At 71.2% G+C, this 17,824-nt stretch carries 15 protein-coding genes; 9 read left to right on the top strand and 6 right to left on the bottom strand.

What is annotated here, in order from left to right; all coding sequences use genetic code 11:
* Positions 1-397 precede the first annotated feature (397 nt).
* Positions 398-1,774, top strand: a complete 1,377-nt coding sequence (locus tag HEB94_RS09745; protein WP_192749594.1) for an NADP-dependent succinic semialdehyde dehydrogenase — start codon at positions 398-400, stop codon at positions 1,772-1,774.
* 106 nt (positions 1,775-1,880) lie between these two features.
* Here HEB94_RS09745 and HEB94_RS09740 read toward each other — a convergent pair whose 3' ends face one another.
* From HEB94_RS09740 to HEB94_RS09725, 4 genes are all read right to left on the bottom strand, one after another.
* Positions 1,881-3,395: a DUF6297 family protein gene (locus HEB94_RS09740; RefSeq protein WP_192749593.1), complete on the bottom strand. Its 1,515-nt coding sequence runs from the start codon at positions 3,393-3,395 to the stop codon at positions 1,881-1,883.
* On the bottom strand, positions 3,392-4,030 hold the full coding sequence (gene ccmA, locus HEB94_RS09735; protein WP_192749592.1) for a heme ABC exporter ATP-binding protein CcmA: 639 nt from the start codon (positions 4,028-4,030) through the stop codon (positions 3,392-3,394). The genes HEB94_RS09740 and ccmA overlap by 4 nt, the downstream gene beginning before the upstream one ends.
* Positions 4,031-4,200: 170 nt before the next feature.
* Positions 4,201-4,884: a TetR/AcrR family transcriptional regulator gene (locus HEB94_RS09730; RefSeq protein WP_192749591.1), complete on the bottom strand. Its 684-nt coding sequence runs from the start codon at positions 4,882-4,884 to the stop codon at positions 4,201-4,203.
* Positions 4,885-4,950: 66 nt separating this feature from the next.
* Positions 4,951-6,747, bottom strand: coding sequence for an NHL domain-containing thioredoxin family protein (locus HEB94_RS09725; protein WP_192749590.1), 1,797 nt, complete (start codon positions 6,745-6,747; stop codon positions 4,951-4,953).
* A gap of 160 nt (positions 6,748-6,907) precedes the next feature.
* Here HEB94_RS09725 and HEB94_RS09720 point away from each other — a divergent pair, with 160 nt between their 5' ends.
* The 6 genes from HEB94_RS09720 to HEB94_RS09695 all read left to right on the top strand — a co-directional run bounded on the left by HEB94_RS09720 (position 6,908) and on the right by HEB94_RS09695 (position 12,396).
* Positions 6,908-8,053 (top strand): low temperature requirement protein A, encoded by a 1,146-nt coding sequence (locus HEB94_RS09720; protein WP_192749589.1) that lies wholly within the window; start codon positions 6,908-6,910, stop codon positions 8,051-8,053.
* A 177-nt stretch (positions 8,054-8,230) separates the two neighbouring features.
* Positions 8,231-9,400: an RtcB family protein gene (locus HEB94_RS09715; protein ID WP_192749588.1), complete on the top strand. Its 1,170-nt coding sequence runs from the start codon at positions 8,231-8,233 to the stop codon at positions 9,398-9,400.
* Between the two features lie 171 nt (positions 9,401-9,571).
* A complete protein-coding gene (locus tag HEB94_RS09710) occupies positions 9,572-10,276 on the top strand; it encodes a hypothetical protein (RefSeq protein ID WP_192749587.1) in 705 nt (234 codons plus the stop codon).
* Positions 10,277-10,451: 175 nt separating this feature from the next.
* Positions 10,452-10,865: a GntR family transcriptional regulator gene (locus tag HEB94_RS09705; RefSeq protein ID WP_192749586.1), complete on the top strand. Its 414-nt coding sequence runs from the start codon at positions 10,452-10,454 to the stop codon at positions 10,863-10,865.
* Positions 10,862-11,764 (top strand): ATP-binding cassette domain-containing protein, encoded by a 903-nt coding sequence (locus tag HEB94_RS09700; protein ID WP_192749585.1) that lies wholly within the window; start codon positions 10,862-10,864, stop codon positions 11,762-11,764. Before HEB94_RS09705 ends, HEB94_RS09700 begins: the two co-directional genes overlap by 4 nt.
* Positions 11,761-12,396, top strand: coding sequence for an ABC transporter permease subunit (locus HEB94_RS09695; RefSeq protein WP_192749584.1), 636 nt, complete (start codon positions 11,761-11,763; stop codon positions 12,394-12,396). Before HEB94_RS09700 ends, HEB94_RS09695 begins: the two co-directional genes overlap by 4 nt.
* 126 nt (positions 12,397-12,522) lie before the next feature.
* Here HEB94_RS09695 and HEB94_RS09690 read toward each other — a convergent pair whose 3' ends face one another.
* Both HEB94_RS09690 and paaN read right to left on the bottom strand, forming a co-directional pair.
* Complete coding sequence (locus HEB94_RS09690) at positions 12,523-13,392, bottom strand: aldo/keto reductase (RefSeq protein WP_192749583.1); 870 nt, start codon at positions 13,390-13,392, stop codon at positions 12,523-12,525.
* Positions 13,393-13,555: 163 nt separating this feature from the next.
* A complete protein-coding gene (gene paaN, locus HEB94_RS09685; protein WP_192749582.1) occupies positions 13,556-15,226 on the bottom strand; it encodes a phenylacetic acid degradation protein PaaN in 1,671 nt (556 codons plus the stop codon).
* Between the two features lie 171 nt (positions 15,227-15,397).
* Between paaN and HEB94_RS09680 the strand changes: the two genes are divergently transcribed.
* Together HEB94_RS09680 and HEB94_RS09675 are read left to right on the top strand one after the other, a co-directional pair.
* Complete coding sequence (locus HEB94_RS09680) at positions 15,398-16,954, top strand: 3-hydroxyacyl-CoA dehydrogenase (protein WP_273375231.1); 1,557 nt, start codon at positions 15,398-15,400, stop codon at positions 16,952-16,954.
* A gap of 210 nt (positions 16,955-17,164) precedes the next feature.
* Positions 17,165-17,824, top strand: coding sequence for a sigma-70 family RNA polymerase sigma factor (locus HEB94_RS09675; RefSeq protein ID WP_192749580.1), 660 nt, complete (start codon positions 17,165-17,167; stop codon positions 17,822-17,824).

Below are 17,824 nucleotides of genomic sequence, written 5' to 3'. Positions count from 1 at the left end.
TGGAGGCGGGGGTGGGGCGCGGGGTGGGGGACGTCTCGTTCGGTGTGGCGTTCTCGCTCGGGTGTTGTCGCGCTCGGTGTTGTCGCGCTCGGTGCCGCCCCGCACGAGGGCTGGTCCCGCACGCGGGGCTGTCGCTTCGGGGTGTCCGAACTGCTGGACTTGTCCGACGTGTCTATTCGGGACGAACAACGTTGTAAAGACCGCTGAGCTGGCCGTGTCCGGCCGCCCTGCGCACCCACCTCCGCGCCGTGCCCACGATCGGGATCACCAGGCCTGCCGGCGCGTCTGTGACTGACCGACTTCATGATCGCGATCGTGATCAGCGGAGCGGCGCGGGAGGATGAACGTGGAGGATGGGCTCGAAGCCCAGCCCGAAGCGTTCCGGAAGGAGTTTCCTATGCCGATCGCCACCGTCAATCCCGCCACCGGCGAGACCCTCGAGGAGTTCGACCCCCACCCGGCCGAAGAGGTGGACCGGCGACTCGCGGGAGCGGAGGAGGCGTTTCGGACGTTGCGGCGTACGACCTTCGACACCCGCGCGGAGTGGCTGCGCGCCGCCGCCGACCTCCTCGAAGCCGAGAGCGACGAGGTGGCGAAGACCGTGACGACCGAGATGGGCAAGACGCTCACCTCGGCCCGCGGCGAGGCCGCCAAGTGCGTGGCCGGCATGCGCTACTACGCCGACAACGCCGCCGGCCTGCTGGCCGACGAGCCCCTCGCCGACCCGTCCCAGGTCGGTGCGTCACGCGCGTACGTCAGCTACCAGCCGATCGGCCCCGTGCTCGCCGTGATGCCGTGGAACTTCCCGCTCTGGCAGGTCGTCCGGTTCGCCGCGCCGGCCCTGATGGCAGGCAACACCGGCCTGCTCAAGCACGCGTCCAACGTCCCGCGGACCGCGTTGTACCTCGACCAGCTCTTCACCCGCGCCGGCTTCCCCGAGGGCGCGTTCGCCACCCTGCTGATCGGCTCGAGGGACGTCGAACGCGTCCTCACCGACCCCCGCGTCCGCGCCGCGACCCTCACCGGCAGCGAACCCGCCGGAGCCGCCGTCGCCGCGATCGCCGGGAAGGCGATCAAGAAGACGGTGCTGGAGCTGGGCGGCTCGGACCCCTTCGTCGTGATGCCCTCGGCCGACCTCGAGGAGTCGGTGAAGGTCGCCACCGTCGCCCGCTGTCAGAACAACGGCCAGAGCTGCATCGCCGCGAAGCGCTTCATCATCCACGAGGACGTCTACGACGAGTTCGCCGAGCGGTTCGTCGCGTCGATGTCCGCGCTGCGGGTCGGCGACCCGATGGCCGACGACACCGACATGGGGCCGCTGGCCACCGAGTCCGGACGCGACTCCGTCGAGCAGCTCGTCGCCGACGCCGTCGGCAAGGGCGCGAAGGTGCTCTGCGGTGGTGACACCCCTGACCGCGCCGGCTGGTGGTACCCGCCGACGGTCATCGCCGACGTCACCCCGTCGATGCAGATGTACGCCGACGAGGTGTTCGGTCCGGTCGCCCACCTCTACCGCGTCGGCTCGCTCGAGGAGGCTGTCGAGATCGCGAACATCACGCCGTTCGGGCTCGGCGCGAACGCCTGGACCCAGGACTCCGCGGAGCAGGCGGCGTTCGTCCGCGACCTCGAGGCCGGCCTGGTGTTCGTCAACGGCATGGTCGCGTCGTACCCCGCCCTGCCCTTCGGCGGCGTGAAGCACTCGGGTTACGGCCGCGAGCTCGGCGCGCCCGGGCCGCGGGAGTTCTGCAACACCAAGACGGTCTGGATCGGCTGAGGTCGCCGCGGCGCGCAGGTCCGGGGCAGGTCCCTTCGTGGGGCATGCCCCGGCCCGCTTACGAAGTCAGGGCCTGTCGGCGCCTCTCAGGTGCACATCGTGCGCGTCACTTGCGTGACATGAGCGCGAAGGTGAACAACAGCACCGGCAGCAGGAGCACGACGATCCACGGCAGGCCGAACGCCAGCGGCAGGATGCCGACGAGCACGAAGTCCGGGCCACGGAAGATCTGTGCGACGAACCCGGCCGGCAGCGCACCCGCCGGCGTCGAGACGAGCTGGCCCTCGTAGCTCACCGGCCTCCGCCGCGCCGAGCGGATCACCCCGGCGGCGATCGTCCCCGCCAACGCCACCCAGGCGGCGAACGGCGGGACACCCGTGGCCGGCCCGATCAGCCCGGCCGTTCCCTCGATGGCGGGTACGACGGCGAGACTCCACACCGCGGCCCCCACCAGCAGCGGGGCGCTGAACGCCGTTCGCAGCGGCAGGTCGTCGTCGGGGAACATACGGCGCAGTCCCGCCGAACGGGACACCGCGTGCAGCCCGCCCGACAGGGGCCGCACGGCGAGATAACCGACGATGGCGGCGATCAGTGGGGCCGCGGCGGACACGCCAACCCGGTCGACGGCGTAGGGCACCACCAGCAGCACGACGGCGAGCGCCAGCCGCTGCGGCGACCGGAGCGCGCGCTGCGCCTCCCGCCAGGCCACCCCGACCAGTCCGCTGCCGTGCCCCCGCCGGGTGTGCGCGGCGCCCTTGAGCCGGAACCTCCGCGCCACCAGCATGTCGGAGACCATCGAGGTGTCCATGGAGGCCGCCGCTCCGGACAGCCCGGACAGCAGGTCCCCGCCGGCCACGACCTCCCGGCGTGGCATCCGGCCGAGCTTCGCCACGGCGGTGCTGGTCGCCGCGACCGCGCCGACCGCGACCACGACGGCGGCGACGAGGAGGTGGAGGGGCTCCGCCCAGGCCGTGGTGGGGACCGCCACACCGAACAGGAACAGCGGGACGACGGCGAGCGCGGCGACGATCAGGACGTCACAACAGATGCCCATCACCTTGCGGGCCGTCGAGGTCCGCTGCGCGAGGATGGCTCCCGCGACCGTCAGAACACCGAGCGCCGCACCGGCAACGGCACCCGCGCCGACGGCGCTGGGGTGGGGCGAGGTGAGCAGGACCAGTCCGGTCACCACGCCGGCGCCGAGTACGAGACCGCCGGCCAGCAGGCCGAACGCGGGACGCAGGAGCAGACCGCGGCGATCCACCGGCGCGCTCAGCATGAAGCTGGCTCCGGCCCGGCTCGACACCACCGGACCGAGCGCCACCAGCATGCGCAGCGCCAGCGCGAAGACCGCCACCGCCAACGGCAGCGGGATGACGTCGCGGGCGTCGACACAGCTGGTGGCGTCGGCGCACTCGCCGATCTGCGACCACGCCCGGGCGACGATGGCCCCGCTCATCGAGCCGAGGATCAGGAAGGAGACCAGCCAGAGGTAGAGGCTGTCCAGCGCCTGCCAGATCGTGCGGTCGGAGTGTTCGCGGCGGCGGTCGCGGAGTTCCTTGCGCAGCGCTCGCGGGCTCGGAACGGCCAACGGCTGCGAGGTGTCGACCTCGGCCGTCATGCCTTCTCGCCGATCCGGACCGTCTTGGTCGCCACGGCGTCGATCAGGTCGGGCGAGTGGCTGGCGAACACCACGGACACCCCGTCCTGGAGGTCGGCGCGCAGCTTCTCGGCCAGCCACTGCCGACCCTCGACGTCGAGTCGCTGCTCGGGTTCGTCGAGCACCAGCAGGCGGCGTGGTCGTACGAACGCCGTGGCCAGGGCGAGCCGGTGTCTCTGACCGGAGGAGAGCGTGCTCGGGAACTGCCGGCTCGCGTTGTCGATGCCGAGTTGGCGCAGCGTCTCGTCGACCGCGTCCTCGACGTTGGGAACGCCGTGCGCCCGGGCCAGCAGATCGAGGTGCTCGGCCACCGTCAGATCGGGGAAGAAATCGATGTCGTCGAAGACCGTCGCCACGTCCCGGCGCAGCTGCTCCGAGGTCTCGTCGTACGGCTTGCCGTTGAAGGTGATCGTGCCGCCGCTGGGCTTCTCCGCGCCGGTGATACAGCGGAGCAGGGTGCTCTTGCCGGTTCCGTTGCGTCCGATGACCGCCACCGCCGCGCCCGCCTTCACCTCGAACGAGACCTCGTCCAGGACGACATGGGGGCCGTAGGCGTGCGTGAGCCGGTTGACGCGCAGTAACGGCTTTGAAGTCATGGCGGCACGCTACCCATCGATCTCGAACAAGCGGACGGCCGGCCCGGTGTGGGTCCGAGCTGCCCGCTGCTGCCCGTTTCGTACGTCCATGATCCGCAACGGTCCGGATCGCGGTGAGGTGCCCGACCAGCTGGCTCGGGCGGCGTGCACCGGCAGCACCTGAGATCGACTCACTGGCCCTGGTCGGAGTGCCCGCCCGTGCCGCCCGTGATTCCGGCCACGAGCTGGTCGGCCAGGTCGGCGAAGGCCCGCTTGCCCGCGTCGACATCGCCCTGCCCCGGCGGTGTCTCCACCGTCGCGGCCATCATGTCGCCCACCAGGTCGAGCGTCTGGCCGAGCAGCACCGGACTCGTCTCCCCCGCCAGCGACCCGATCGTGACCATGCCGGCGGAAATGACCGCCATCAGGTGGCTCACCGTCTGGACGTCGACGTCGGGACGGATGAGTCCGGCGGCTCGCAGCCGTTCGACGAAGGACTCGCTCAGGGCGAGCCGGGGCGTCGCCCGCTGTGGGCCGTAACGTCGCAGTTGTCCGCCCAGGACGTCGAAGTCGCGGGTGTAGAGGGCCCGGAGGAACGGACGCCGAAGGAGTTCGGCGGTGCAGTGACGGTAGATCCGGGAGAGCCGGCCGCCCTCCTCGTCGGCTTCGATGCGGTTACTCGAGGCGAGGAGGTAGGCGCGGAGCTCGTGCTGGATGAGCGCGTCGACCAGCGCGTCCTTGCCCCGGAACTCGAGGTAGATGGCGCCCTTGGAGATGCCGGCGGCCCGGGCGATCTCGTCGACGGTCGTCTTGCTCACCCCGAACCGAACGAAGAGTTCGGCCGCGGCGGCCAAGATGCGCTCGGTCCGATCCATCGCCGCCCTCATCCGCCCTGCTGATCAGCCCGAATCTATCGCTCGATGTGGGACACGCGGGGCGCCCTACACCTCGACGGCACCGCCGAGCATGAGCGTGAGCCGGGCCTGCGCGCCCTCGGCCAACCGGATCGGCACACCCCAGTCCTGTTGGTGGATGTGGCAGACCGGATGGTCGACGCCCACATCACAGCTCGCGGCGGTCGCGGCGACGTGCAGGACGCCGTCTCCGACCGCGGGGTCGAGGACGAGCCGGCGGGTCAGCTCGGTGCCGCGTCCCTCGCCCTCGCGCAGCAGCGCCGGCGGGGTCGCGGACACGAACAACCGGGTCGGGGGGCCCTCGCTGTCGTCGAGCTTCTGCCCGGGAGGTGGCACGAACTCGACAATGAGGTCGACCTCGCCCGGGGCGACCTGCGTCACGGGCCGCTGGGTCTCGTGGGCGAACTCGCGGACCTCCCGCGCCGTGACACTCAGCGGATAGCGCACCAGTTGGTGGGCGGCGGACTCGGCGACGACCAGCGTCTCCCCGTCGACCACCGCCCCACTCGGCTCGGCCAGCCCGGTGAGCAACGTCGTCACGCTCCGGGCCGCGGGGTCGAAGCGGCGTACGGCGCCGTTGTAGGTGTCGAGCACCGCCACCGAGTCGTCCGGCAGGACGGTCACGCCGAGCGGGTGCTGGAACAACGCCTCGGTGCTCGAACCGTCGAGCAGCCCGAAGTCGAACAGGCCGGTGCCGACGGCGGTGTGGACCTCGCCATCCTCGACGTAGCGCAAGGAGGAGGTCTCGGAGTCGACCAGCCACAGCCGGCTCCCGTCGTTGGAGACCGCGAGCCCGGACGTCTGCGCGAACCACGCCTGGTCCAGTGGCCCGTCCACGAGCCCCTCGTTGGTCGTTCCGGCTGCCGGGCGCACCTCGCGGGAGCGCGGGTCGAACGTCCACAGCTGGTGGATCCCGGCCATCGCCACCCACACCTGGCCGGCGTACCACGTCACGTCCCAGGGGCTGGACAGCGCGCCGTCTCCGTCGCCCTGCATCCACTGCGTGCCGTTGCCGGCGAGGGTGTGGACCTGGCCGGTCGCGAGGCGGACGCCGCGCAGCGCGTGGTTGGCCGTGTCGGCGACCACCAGGTCGTAGCCGACCTCCGCGGCCTCCTCGGCGGGTAGCGCGCACACGCCGTTGGGCTCCCGGAACGCCGCCTCGCGCGGTCCGCCGTCGAGGAAGCCGCGCTCCCCGGTGCCGATCCGGCGTACGACGGTCTCCAGGTCGTCGGCGAGGTCGACCAGGTCGTGGCCACCGGCGTTGGCGACGAGGAACTCACCACTCGGCAGCGGGATGGCCTTGGCAGGGAAGCGCAGGACCGTGTCCGGCGGCGGCGGTGGGACGTACGGCGAGGACGCCCGGCGGAGCGTCGCCCGGGCGTCGTAGGCCGGGACGAGTTCGGTCAGCAGGGCGTCCAGCGCGTGCGCGTGCCCCTCACCGGAGTACTGCGCGACGATGTAGCCCTCCGGGTCGACCAGCGTCAGGGTCGGCCAGGCGCGGGCGGTGTAGGCCTGCCAGGTCGTGAAGTCGGGGTCGTCGAGGACCGGGTGGCGTACGGCGTACCGTTCGATCGCCGAGTGCACCGCGGCCTCCTCCGCCTCGTGGGCGAACTTCGGGGAGTGCACGCCCACCACGACCAGGACGTCGGAGTACTTCTCCTCGAGGGGACGGAGCTCCTCCAGGACGTGGAGGCAGTTGATACAGCAGAAGGTCCAGAAGTCGATCAGCAGGAAGCGACCCCGAAAGTCCGACAACTCGAACTCCCGGCCGCCGGTGTTCAGCCATCCACCACGCCCGACCAGTTCGGGGGCTCTTATCCGCATGCCGGAAAAGGTAACCCACCGCCGAAATGCCCGCTCGGACCCAGCGCCAGGGGCGAGCGAGGCGCTCGTCCGGACGTCGCACGGTTACTCACGGTCGACCGCCCGCTCCCACCCGGCCCGACCCGTACGGGCCTTCGGCCACGGGTGCCATGCTCGTCGGGTGCCGAGGGAGGACGACCGACACGCCGGCTGGCTGGAACTGTTCTACGACCTACTCTTCGTAGCCCTGGTGGCACAGCTGGCGCATCCGCTGGCCGAGCATCCCTCGTGGACGGCGGGGCTGGCGATGCTGCTGCTGTTCCTGCCCGCCTGGTGGGTGTGGACTGGTTCGACGCTGTACCTGAACGTCGCGGGTGAGGGCGGCGCCGGCAGGCGGCTCTCGGTGCTGACCCAGATGGCGGCGCTCCTGGTCATGGCGGGGGCCGCGACGAAGGCGGCGCACGGGGACCCGGCTCTGTACGCGGCGGGGTATGCCGCCGGACGGATCATGTTGCTCGTCGTCGGGGCGTTGAAGCGGCCGGGCCCGCGGGCCGGAGCGGCGATGTGGCCCCGGGCCGCCTCGGCGGTGCTGTGGATCGTGTCGATCCCGGTGCCGCCGCCACTGACCTACGTCCTGTGGCTCGCCGGACTGGTGGTGGAGATCGTCCCGTGGTTCCGGGCGCGGTCCGGTGCCCGCCTGGAGCGGCAGGGGCTGCTGGAGGGCCAGCTCGCGGTCGGTCATCTGGTCGAACGGTTCGGGCTCTTCATCATCATCGTGTTGGGCGAGGGAATCGCCCAGATCGTGGTCGCGATCTCCTCCGCCGACGCTTCGACCATCGCGGTCGTGACCGGCCTGGCCGGATTCCTGGTCCTCGCCGCGCTCTGGTGGCTCTACTTCGACTTCGGTTCCGCGGTGGCCGAGGCGGCCGTGTCAGCTCGCCGGGACGCGGCGTTCCGCCTCACGATCTACCTCTTCGTCGTCGGCCACTTCCTGCCGGTGGCCGCCCTGATGGCGTTGGCCGCGGGCCTGGGCTCGCTGGTCACCGCCGCGGCCGAGGGCCAGCCGTCCGGCGACGCCCTGCGGCTGTGTTGCCTTGCCCTCGCCGTCTTCTTCCTCAACAACGCGCTCCTGGGCACCCGCACGATCGGCTACCGCCCCACCCGGATCCTCGGCTGGCTGCTGCCCAACCTGGCGGTTCTGACCGTCGCGGCTGTCTTCTCCGGCCACCTCGTTCCGGCCGCGGCTCTGGCGCTCATCGCGCTCAGCATCGCGATCGAGCCGATCTCCGCGCGGTGGCGTACCCCGTCCGCCCAGCAGGAGGCGTGAACAGCGCCGAGCGCCGCTCGGTCAGCGGTTCGCGATCCGCCGGACCCCGGTAAATGCGGTGACGGCCGGCCACCGGTTCGGCGACGATTCGTACGGACCAGCGACCGCCCGTCCGGGGCGTCTCCGGCGCGTCTCGCGCGGTGAGAGACGTCCCGGTTTTTACGTGAGGAGCCTCCTGTGGAGCGGCTGAACGACCGGCTCGTCAACTGGGCGAGCATCCTCGAGGAGAAGACCCGCCTCCAGGCCGAGCAGACCGCGAGCATGCCGTTCGTCTTCCCGCATCTCGCCCTGATGCCGGACGCCCACCTCGGCAAGGGCGCGACCGTCGGCAGCGTGATCCCGACCGACCGGGCCATCATCCCCGCGGCCGTCGGCGTCGACATCGGCTGCGGCATGATCGCGACCCGTACGCAGTTCGTGGGTGCGGAGTTCCGTGGGCTCGACCTCCGCGCGCTCCGGGAGGACATCGAGGGATCGATCCCGCTGTCGGCCGGGAAGTACAACCGGACGCTGTCCGAAACCGCGGACAAGCGTGTCCAGGAGTTGGGCGCGCTCGCCGAGGAGGCCGGCTTCGACGCGGCCCGGTACGCCGGCAACTGGACCCTGCAGCTTGGCTCGCTGGGCTCCGGCAACCACTTCATCGAGGTGTGCGTCGACGAGGCCGACCGGGTGTGGCTGTTCCTGCACTCGGGTTCGCGTGGCGTGGGGAACAAGATCGCCCAGGCGCACATCGCGAAGGCCCGGGCGACGGCCGAGCGGTACTGGATCGCGCTCCCGGATCCAGACCTCGCCTACCTCGTCGAAGGGACGCCCGACTTCGACCGCTACATCACCGAACTCCGGTGGGCGCAGCACTTCGCCCTCCTCAACCGAGAGGAGATGATGGACCGCCTCGTCGCCGCCGTCGAGAAGGCCGCGGGCGAGCCTGTCGAGGAGTCCCTCCGGGTCAACTGCCACCACAACTACACGACCCGCGAGCGGCACTTCGGGCGTGAGGTCTGGCTCTCCCGGAAGGGGGCGATCGACGCGTCCCTGGGCACGTGGGGCCTGATCCCGGGCAGCATGGGCGCGGCGTCGTACGTCGTCCAGGGCAAGGGAAACCCCGTCTCGCTGCACTCCTCACCACACGGTGCCGGCCGGAACTACTCGCGCTCGGCGGCTCGGCGGCGCTTCGACCTGGCCGACCTCACGGCCCGGATGGACGGGATCGAGTGGCGGCGTACGGAGGCCTTCCTCGACGAGCACCCGGACGCCTACAAGTCGATCGACGTGGTGATGGCCGACGCCGCGGACCTGGTCGAGGTGCGCCACACGCTGCGGCAGATCGTCAACGTGAAGGGCGACTAGCTCCTGGCCTGAGCCTGTCGCCACCGGCGCGGACAGTGGGGAGCGGGGCACTGTCCACAGTCGCGGTTCGGACCGGCTCGACGCGAGGGTCCGGAAGGCTACAGTGCCGGTGATCAAGGGGCGTGGTTTCTCGTCCCCGCGGCGATTCGATCCGTTGAGAGGTGCGTGCCGATGTCGTTCGGTGCTCGCAGGTCGCTGGCATCCCACAGGCAGGTGGCGGTGCGCGGGCCGGGTGCCTTCCGCCGTACGCGTCCCGCCTGGTTCGGGTTGCTCGCCGCCGGGGCACTGCTTGTCGGGGGATGCGCCACCACCACCGGGGTGCAACCCGTCAGCCTGCAGAAGCTCCCGCCCAAGGATCCACCGGCCCGCACGGCGCTGCCCGCGGACCCGGCGGGCGTCGCGCCCGGTTCGACCGACAGCTCCACGTCACCGGAGGGGCTGCGGGTCAGGTGCGCGACGCTCGACCTGGCGCTCCCCGGCGACTGGAAGGTCACGCCCTCCGACAACGGCGCGGCCTACAAGCTGCCCGCCGACGCGGGCGGAGGACTGGTCAACGTCATCGGCTTCTACTTCTCCGGCGAACGGGCCCAACAGACCCAGGCGACCCTGCGGTCCGCGGTCCGCGGTGACGACGGCGACGCCGTCACGATCCAGCAGAGCGGCGCGGAGAAGGTGATCGGTTACCTGGCCGCCAAGCGGGGCGGCGAGTGGCGCCTCGCCCAGGCATTCCCCGACCAGCAGCAGAGTGAGCTGGTCAAGATCGCCTACGCGCCGGCCGGTAGCGCGAGCGACAAGGCGGTCGCCACCAGCAGCTCGCTGCTTCAGGAGGCCGTCGACAAGGCGCGGGTCCTCGACCCCGGCGGGTGCGAGCGCTGAGCCGCCCCTAGCGCGGCGCCGCGGGGCCGCACATTCGGGAGGCCCTTCGGTCTTCGATCAACCGGCCGACTCACATCGGCCTGCCACGAGTTCTGTCACCGCTGCCTTCATTCGGGTTGACGCTCTGGTGCCCGCACGCCAGACTTCTACTAGCTCCTTAGTGGAATGAGGAACCATGATCGAGTTCCGTTTGGACCGCCGGTCAGGGGTCAGCCCCTATCTGCAACTGGTGCACCAGGTACGCCAGGCGATCCGGTTGGGGCACCTACTCCCGGGCGACCAGCTCCCTACCGCGAGAGAGGTGGTCGAACAGGTGATGATCAACCCGAACACCGTGCACAAGGCGTACCGGGAGTTGGAGCGCGACGGGCTGGTCGAGGCACGCCCAGGGGTGGGGACGTTCGTCCTCTCCTCCCTCTCCGCACGCCAGCCGGCGCAGGATCCCGCCCTCCGCTCCCGGCTGGCCGACTGGGTCGCCGCCGCCGTCCAGTCCGGCCTGGACGAGGACGACGTACGAGCCGTGTTCGACGCCGTCGTGCGGGACGCGTTCGAAAAGACACCCCGACGACACCGGCCAGGTGTGGCGTGAACGCACTGGAGACCACCGGGCTGGGCCGGCGGTTCGGCCGGACCTGGGCGCTTCGCGACTGCACGCTTGCCGTCCCGGCCGGCCGGGTCGCCGCGCTGGTCGGCTCCAACGGCGCGGGCAAGACCACGCTCCTCCACCTCGCGGTCGGACTTCTGAAACCCACGCACGGCCAGGTACGGGTCAACGGTGCCGTGTTCGGTCGGCGCGGCGAGGATCTGGCGAGGGTGGCTTTCGTCGCGCAGGACAAGCCGTTGTTCGCCTCCTTCACCGTGGAGGAGATGCTGCGCTTCGGACGGGCGGCCAACCCGCGCTTCGACACCGCGCTGGCACGGACGCGGGTGCGCACCTACGACATCCCGCTCGATCGGAAGGTTCGGCGCCTCTCCGGTGGGCAACGCACGCTGCTCGCGCTGGCCCTCGCGCTGGGGAAACGTGCCGACCTGCTGCTCCTCGACGAGCCGCTTGCCGACCTGGACCCCCTCGCACGTCGCGAGGTGATGGGTGCGCTGATGTCGGCGGTCGCGGAGAGCGGCGCCACCGTCGTGTTGTCCTCCCACGTGGTGGCGGACCTGGCCGACACCTGCGACTACCTCGTCCTGCTCGGACGTGGACGGGTCCAGATGAGCGGCGACTTCGACGAACTCACCGACAGCCATTGTGTCCTGACCGGCCCCGCCGACCTCGCCGACCGGCTGGCCCACGGCACGGTCGTGCAGTTGACCCGGACCACCCGACAAACGACCGCGCTCGTCCGCGGCGCGCACCATGACGGCGCGCCTGGCGTGAGCTCCCGGGCGGCCTCGTTGGAAGAACTCGTCCTCGCGTACATGCACAACCAGGAGGCCACGGTGCTGCCGCGGCCCAGCCTGGTCGAGACGGACAGGGGGTCCGCCGCATGATCTGGGTCGCCTGGCGGCAGCAGCGCTTCCAGTTCATCGCGGTGGCCGGCCTGCTCGCCATCTACGCCTTCCTCGCCGTCGGCGCCCGGTTCGATCCGGAGTTCGCCACGGTCACCCAACTGTTCGCCGGCTACCTCACGGTGGCGGTCTGCATGTTCTGGGGCGCGCCCCTGATCGCCCGCGACATCGAGCAGGGCACCCACCGCCTCGGCTGGACCCAGAGCATCCCTCGCGGGCGCTGGCTGGCGACCAAACTCGGCGTCGCCGCGGCCGGCGTCCTGGTCGCAACCGCCCTGCTCACGGCCCTGATCACCTGGGTTCTGCCGAGCCATGGCGGCACCGATCCGTTGACCTGGTACCACTACGAGTCCCACGGCGTCGTACCGTTCGCGCGGGTCCTGTTCGCGCTGACCCTCGGCGCCGCGCTCGGCGCGATCAGCAGGCACACCCACATCGCCATGGCGATCTCCGTGCCGTTGACGGGACTCGTCCAACTCGGCGGGGCCCGCCACATCCGCGAATCCGTCGACCTGGCCTACTGGCCGCTGCAGTGGTCCGAGGCCGGCGTCTACCTCGGCGCCGCCGTCGTCCTCACCGCGGTCACCTACGCCGCCGTTCGACGCCGCGCGTGAGCGTGGACGCCTCGCCGGACTGAGCCCCATGGTGGGCCTGAAAAGAACGCGGCCGCCGGGTCGTTGTCGACCCGGCGGCCGCGACCGCCAGATGACCGGCCCGTGGACCGGTCGGAACCCAACTGCCTAGATCGGCATCGCCACGAACGGCGAGGTGTAGGCGTCGACCTTCTCGAGCACCTCGCTGACCTGGCTCTCGGTCCAGGCGGCGCGGTCCTGCTCGGCCTTGATGAGCATGTTCAGCAGGCGCACCTCGCCGGCCGTGGCGATCCCGGTCACCTGCGGGTGGCTGAGCACCCACGACAGCGCCGCGGTGATCTGCGTCTGCTCGTCCAGCGGCTCGTACCACGTCGTGTAGCGGTGGTCGTCCTCGGTCCAGGTGCGCCGGGCGATGGTCTTGATGATCATCAGGCCGGCGTCGACCCGCTGGGTCTCCGCGGCGAGGTCCTCCCACGCGGCGAGGTAGGTCGCGTCCTGGCCGAGCGCGTAGTTGAGCGGGGTGAGAACGGTGTCGAAGGGGAACCGGCGCAGCGCCTCCCGGTGCGTCGCCGGCGCCTCGTGCCCGTGCCCGGTGATGCCGATGTGGGAGACCATACCCTCGTCGCGGGCCCGGATCGCCGCCTCCAGCGCACCGCCGTTGCCGGTGGCCTTGTCGAGCTCCTCCCGGTCACCGACCGCGTGCAGCTGGATCAGGTCGAGCCGGTCCGTCTGCAGCCGCTCCAGCGAGGCGTTGATCTGCGTCCACGCGGCCTCACGCTCCCGCTCACCGGTCTTGGTGGCGAGGAAGATCTGGTCGCGGATGCGCGGCATCCACGGACCGAGCCGCAGCTCGGCGTCGCCGTAGCTGGCGGCGGTGTCGAAGTGGTTGATGCCGGCGTCCAGTGCCTCCTGGATCGACTGGTCAGCGACGTCCTGGGAGACTTCGGCCAGCGACGCCGCGCCGTAGATCAGGACGCTGCTCTGGTGTTCGAGCCGTCCGAGCCGCCGCTTTTCCATGTTGAGCTCCGCTTCACGAGTCGGGCCACTTATGTGCACAGGGCACGGCGCTCACTCTACGGTCGGACGCCCCGCGATGGAGGACCCATGCCAGGCCAATCCGCGAGCGTATCGGCCGGACCACCGGTCGTACACAACCCGTGTACCGGCCGCCACGGGCCGGTCACGCCGGGGAGTGTCTCCGGCTCTGGACGACTCGGAACCTCCCCGCGACGTAGGCCGCGTCGACATAGGCGGCGTTCGCCGCCGGATTGGCGCCGGTGCCGTGGAAGTCGCTGAACGCCGCCGACTGGTTGACATAAACGCCCCCGGTGAGGTTCTCCGAGAGCGCCACCCCGATGTCCAGCGCCACCTCGCGGGTCGCGTCGAGGACACCTTCGGAGGTCGCGTAGACGCCCGCCGTCATCGCTCCGCGCGCGTGCCCGAGCCGCCGCATCAGGTCCAGGGACTGCCTGGTGTCGGCCGTGCGGACGAGGAAGGTGACCGGGCCGAAGCACTCCCGGGCGTAGACGGCGTCCTCGGCGTAGCCCACGGTGCTCGCGTCGACCGCCACGATCGCGGGGGTTCGCACGACCGCGTCGGGATGCATCGGATGGAGCACCGCGCGCGACTCCAGGACCATCTCGCCGAGCTCGCCAGAACGCTCCACCCGGCCGCGGACGTCGTCGTTGACGATCGCCCCAAGGATCTCGACCGCCCGCGCGTCGTCGGCGAGCAGCTTGTCGATCGCGGCGGCGAGGCCGGCTCCGACGTCCTCGAAACTCTTGTGCCCCTCGTCGGTCTCGATGCCGCCGGCGGGGACGAAGACGTTCTGCGTCGTCGTACACATCTGGCCGGAGTAGAGCGCGAGGGTGAAGGCGAGGTTGGTGGTGAGGCCGCGGAAGGAGTCGGTCGAGTCCACGACGATCGGGTTCACACCGGACTTCTCGGTGTAGACCTGCGCCTGCGTCGCGTGCTTCTCCAGCCACTCACCGAACGCCGCCGACCCGGTGAAGTCGACGATCCGCACCTCCGAGCGAGTGGCGAGGTCCTTGGCCATGCCCTCCCCCTCGGCTTCGGCGGCCAACGTGACCAGATGGGGGTCGAAGCCGCGGTCGGCGAGGACCTCCTGGCAGACCTGCACGGTGATCGCGAGGGGGAGCACCGCGCGGGGGTGCGGCTTCACGACGACCGGGTTGCCGGTGACGAGGGACGCGAAGAGGCCGGGCCAGGAGTTCCAGGTGGGGAACGTCGTACACCCGATCACCACGGCGACCCCGCGCGGCACGACCGTGAACGTCTTCTCCATCCGCAGCGGCTCGCCCTTGGCCGGACGCTCCCAGACCATGGTCGCGGGGTGGCGGGTCATCTCCGCGTGCGCGAACGCCACCGCCTCCAGCGCGCGGTCCAGGGCGTGCGTCCCGCCGGCCTGGAACGCCATCACGAACGCCTGCCCGGTGGTCGCCATCACGGCGTTGGCCAGCTCGAAGACACGCTGGTGGAGTCGGTCGAGGATCTCCAGCGCGATCTCGGCCCTGGTGTCGGGCCCGGCGTCGCGCCATCGGACCATGCCGGCCCGCGCCGCCCGGATCAGCTCGTCCAGGCCGTCACCGGTGACGTGGGGGTAACGCACGCCGAGGGTGATGCCGAACGGCGAGGACTCGGTGGCGACGGTCCCGCGTGATCCGGGCGTACGCACCGGGAACTCGGCGCCCTGCCAGGCCTCGAAGGCCGCCTGTCCGACCGGCGCGGCGTCCTGGCCGTAGACCCGAGGACTCGGCGACTCCGGGAACGCCGAGAAGTACGCGCGGGTCCGGATGGCGTCGAGTGCCTGCTCGAGAGTCGCAGCGTCCACGCGGTCAGCGTAGGCCGGAAAACGCCCTTGTCGACGGCGAAAGGCCAGGTCGGTCGCCCGGAGAGTCGGCCGGGACGAGAGTCGAGGCAGGCTCTGGCCGGTGCCGACACGGCCGGATCGGTCTTCGGGGCAGCGGTGCCAACACGTGCACGGTCCGCAAGGATGGACCGCATGGCGGGACTTCCTGTTTCCACACCGGTCGGCGTCGTGGGCGCCGGCACCATGGGCGCCGGCATCGCCCAGGTGGCACTCGTCGCCGGACACGAGGTGCGGCTGTACGACGCGCTCGAGGGTGCCGCGGCACGCGGTGTCGAACAGATCCATGGCCGGTTGGACCGTCTGGTCGCCAAGGAGCGCCTGACGCCGCAGGACGCGGCCGCCGCCAAGGCCCGACTCGCCGCCGTCGAGTCCCTGGACGCGCTGGCCCCGTGCGGGCTGGTGGTCGAGGCGGTGGTCGAGCAGCTTCCGGTCAAGCGCGAGGTGTTCGGGACCCTCGAGAAGGTCTGCGCCGACGACACGATCCTCGCCACCAACACCTCCACCCTGTCGGTCACCGCCATCGCGGCCGGCCTGCGCCTACCCCGCCGGGTCACCGGCATGCACTTCTTCAACCCGGCGCCCCTGATGGGTCTCGTCGAGGTTCCCGCGGGCGCGGCCACCGATCCCGACGTGGCCCAGGCCGTGGCCGACACCGCGACCGCGTGGGGCAAGACACCGGTGCGCTGCGCCTCGACGCCGGGATTCGTCGCCAACCGGGTGGCCCGACCCTTCTACGGCGAGGCGATGCAGGTTCTGGAGGAGGGCGGCGCCGACTGCACGACCATCGACACGGTGCTCCGCGAGGCGGGCGGCTTCCCGATGGGGCCCTTCGAGCTGGCCGACCTGGTGGGCAACGACGTCAACCTCGCCGTCGGCAGGTCGGTGTGGGAACAGACGTTCGGCGACCCCCGCTACGCACCGTTCGTGTCCCAGCAGCAGGTGGTCGACGCGGGCTGGCTCGGCCGCAAGTCCGGCCGCGGCTGGTACGAATACGGCAAGGCCGACGAGCGACCCCCCGCCCAGACGGCCGAGCCGCGTCCGGCGCCCGAGCGTGTGACCTACCACGGCGGGTTCGCCGCCTGCTTCGGGCTGGTCGCCCGGATCGCCGCCGCGGGCGTGGGCGTGGAGCGGTACGACACCGGCCCGGCCGGACCGCGGGCGGCCACCACGGAGTTCGAACCCGGCGAACCGGCGTACGGCATCCAACTGCCCAGTGGCGGCCTCGTGCTCGAGACCGTCGGTGAGTGCGCCACGGTCGACGGCGACGCGGTGGCCCTCGACTGGGTCGGCGACCCGGCCGGCGCGACGCGGGTCTGCATCGCACCGGGCGACGCGTGCGAGCCGGAGACGCTCGACGAGGCGGTGGGGATGTTCCAGGCCGCCGGACTCGCCGTCAGCGTCATCGACGACGTACCCGGCCTCGTCGTCGCGCGGACCATCGCCATGCTCGTCAACGAAGCCGTCGACCTGGTGGCTCGCCGCGAAGCCGCGGCGCCCGACGTCGACACCGCGATGCGACTCGGCACCGGCTACCCCTACGGCCCGCTCGCGTGGGGCGACCGGATCGGTCCGGAGTTCGTCCTGGAGGTGCTGACCAACCTGGGTCGCACCTACCCCGGTGGCCGCTACCGGCCAAGCCCGCTGCTCACCCGGGCGGCGCACACCGGGCGGACGCTGCGCAGCCTGTAGCCACCTGCCCGGTGGAGGAGCCGGCACCGGGACACCTCGGCGTCCGGGCAACCCTCCACATGCTCGCGGACGTCGTCGGAACGGGTGCGAGGCCGGACGACCGGCGACGGGGGCACCCCGAACCGGCGGGACCACAGGGACTCCGACATGCCGAGCAACAGGCGCGAAGAAAAATCCGAACCGGCAGTGCCGTCCGGACATATACCGGGTGTGGATCAGCTCGGAACCCCCGACGTGTCCGACGGAGAGCTCTGGCGTAAGGCCGCCAAAGGCGACCCATCGGCGTTCGGGGCCCTCTTCGAGCGGCACATCGACGCCGTCTACAACCACTGCTTCCGGCGTACCGGATCGTGGGAGGCCGCCGAGGATCTCGCCTCGGTGGTGTTCCTGGAGGCGTGGCGACGACGGCGTGAGGTGTCGCTCAGTGGGGACTCGATCCTTCCTTGGCTGCTCGCGGTTGCCAACAACGTCGTTCGCAACCGCGACCGCAGTCTGCGACGACATCGGCGTCTGCTCGCCAAGCTGCCTCCCGCGGTGGTCGCGCCCGACCCCGCGGACGAGGCAGTGTCACGAGTCGACGACGAGCGGGCCATGCAGCGGGTACTCGAGGTGTTCGCCCGACTGCTGCCTGACGAGCAGGATGTGCTCGCGTTGTGCGTGTGGGCCGGACTCAGCTACACCGACGCCGCCGTTGCCCTCGGGATTCCGGTGGGCACGGTGCGGTCCCGCCTCTCCCGCGCACGCGAACACCTTCGCCGGCTCGCCGGGCTCGAGGTGGGCGCGGGACGTACGGGGGGTCCCGCGCCCACCCCGAGCCCGGGAGCTGCCCTGTCGGCACACCGCTCGACCAACGTGGTGAACGGGGAATGA

Source organism: Actinopolymorpha pittospori (assembly GCF_014873875.1).
GTDB classification, from domain to species: Bacteria; Actinomycetota; Actinomycetes; order Propionibacteriales; family Actinopolymorphaceae; genus Actinopolymorpha; species Actinopolymorpha pittospori.
The sequence above is the reverse complement of the archived record's forward strand: the minus strand, read 5'-3'. Positions and strand labels throughout refer to the sequence as shown.

Bases quoted from the DNA above. Each gene is read 5' to 3' on its own strand.
- HEB94_RS09745 (WP_192749594.1), top strand. From the start codon at position 398: ATGCCGATCGCCACCGTCAATCCCGCCACCGGCGAGACCCTCGAGGAG.
- HEB94_RS09740 (WP_192749593.1), bottom strand. From the start codon at position 3,395: ATGACGGCCGAGGTCGACACCTCGCAGCCGTTGGCCGTTCCGAGCCCG.
- ccmA (WP_192749592.1), bottom strand. From the start codon at position 4,030: ATGACTTCAAAGCCGTTACTGCGCGTCAACCGGCTCACGCACGCCTAC.
- HEB94_RS09730 (WP_192749591.1), bottom strand. From the start codon at position 4,884: ATGGATCGGACCGAGCGCATCTTGGCCGCCGCGGCCGAACTCTTCGTT.
- HEB94_RS09725 (WP_192749590.1), bottom strand. From the start codon at position 6,747: ATGCGGATAAGAGCCCCCGAACTGGTCGGGCGTGGTGGATGGCTGAAC.
- HEB94_RS09710 (WP_192749587.1), top strand. From the start codon at position 9,572: ATGTCGTTCGGTGCTCGCAGGTCGCTGGCATCCCACAGGCAGGTGGCG.
- HEB94_RS09705 (WP_192749586.1), top strand. From the start codon at position 10,452: ATGATCGAGTTCCGTTTGGACCGCCGGTCAGGGGTCAGCCCCTATCTG.
- HEB94_RS09695 (WP_192749584.1), top strand. From the start codon at position 11,761: ATGATCTGGGTCGCCTGGCGGCAGCAGCGCTTCCAGTTCATCGCGGTG.
- HEB94_RS09690 (WP_192749583.1), bottom strand. From the start codon at position 13,392: ATGGAAAAGCGGCGGCTCGGACGGCTCGAACACCAGAGCAGCGTCCTG.
- HEB94_RS09680 (WP_273375231.1), top strand. From the start codon at position 15,398: ATGGCGGGACTTCCTGTTTCCACACCGGTCGGCGTCGTGGGCGCCGGC.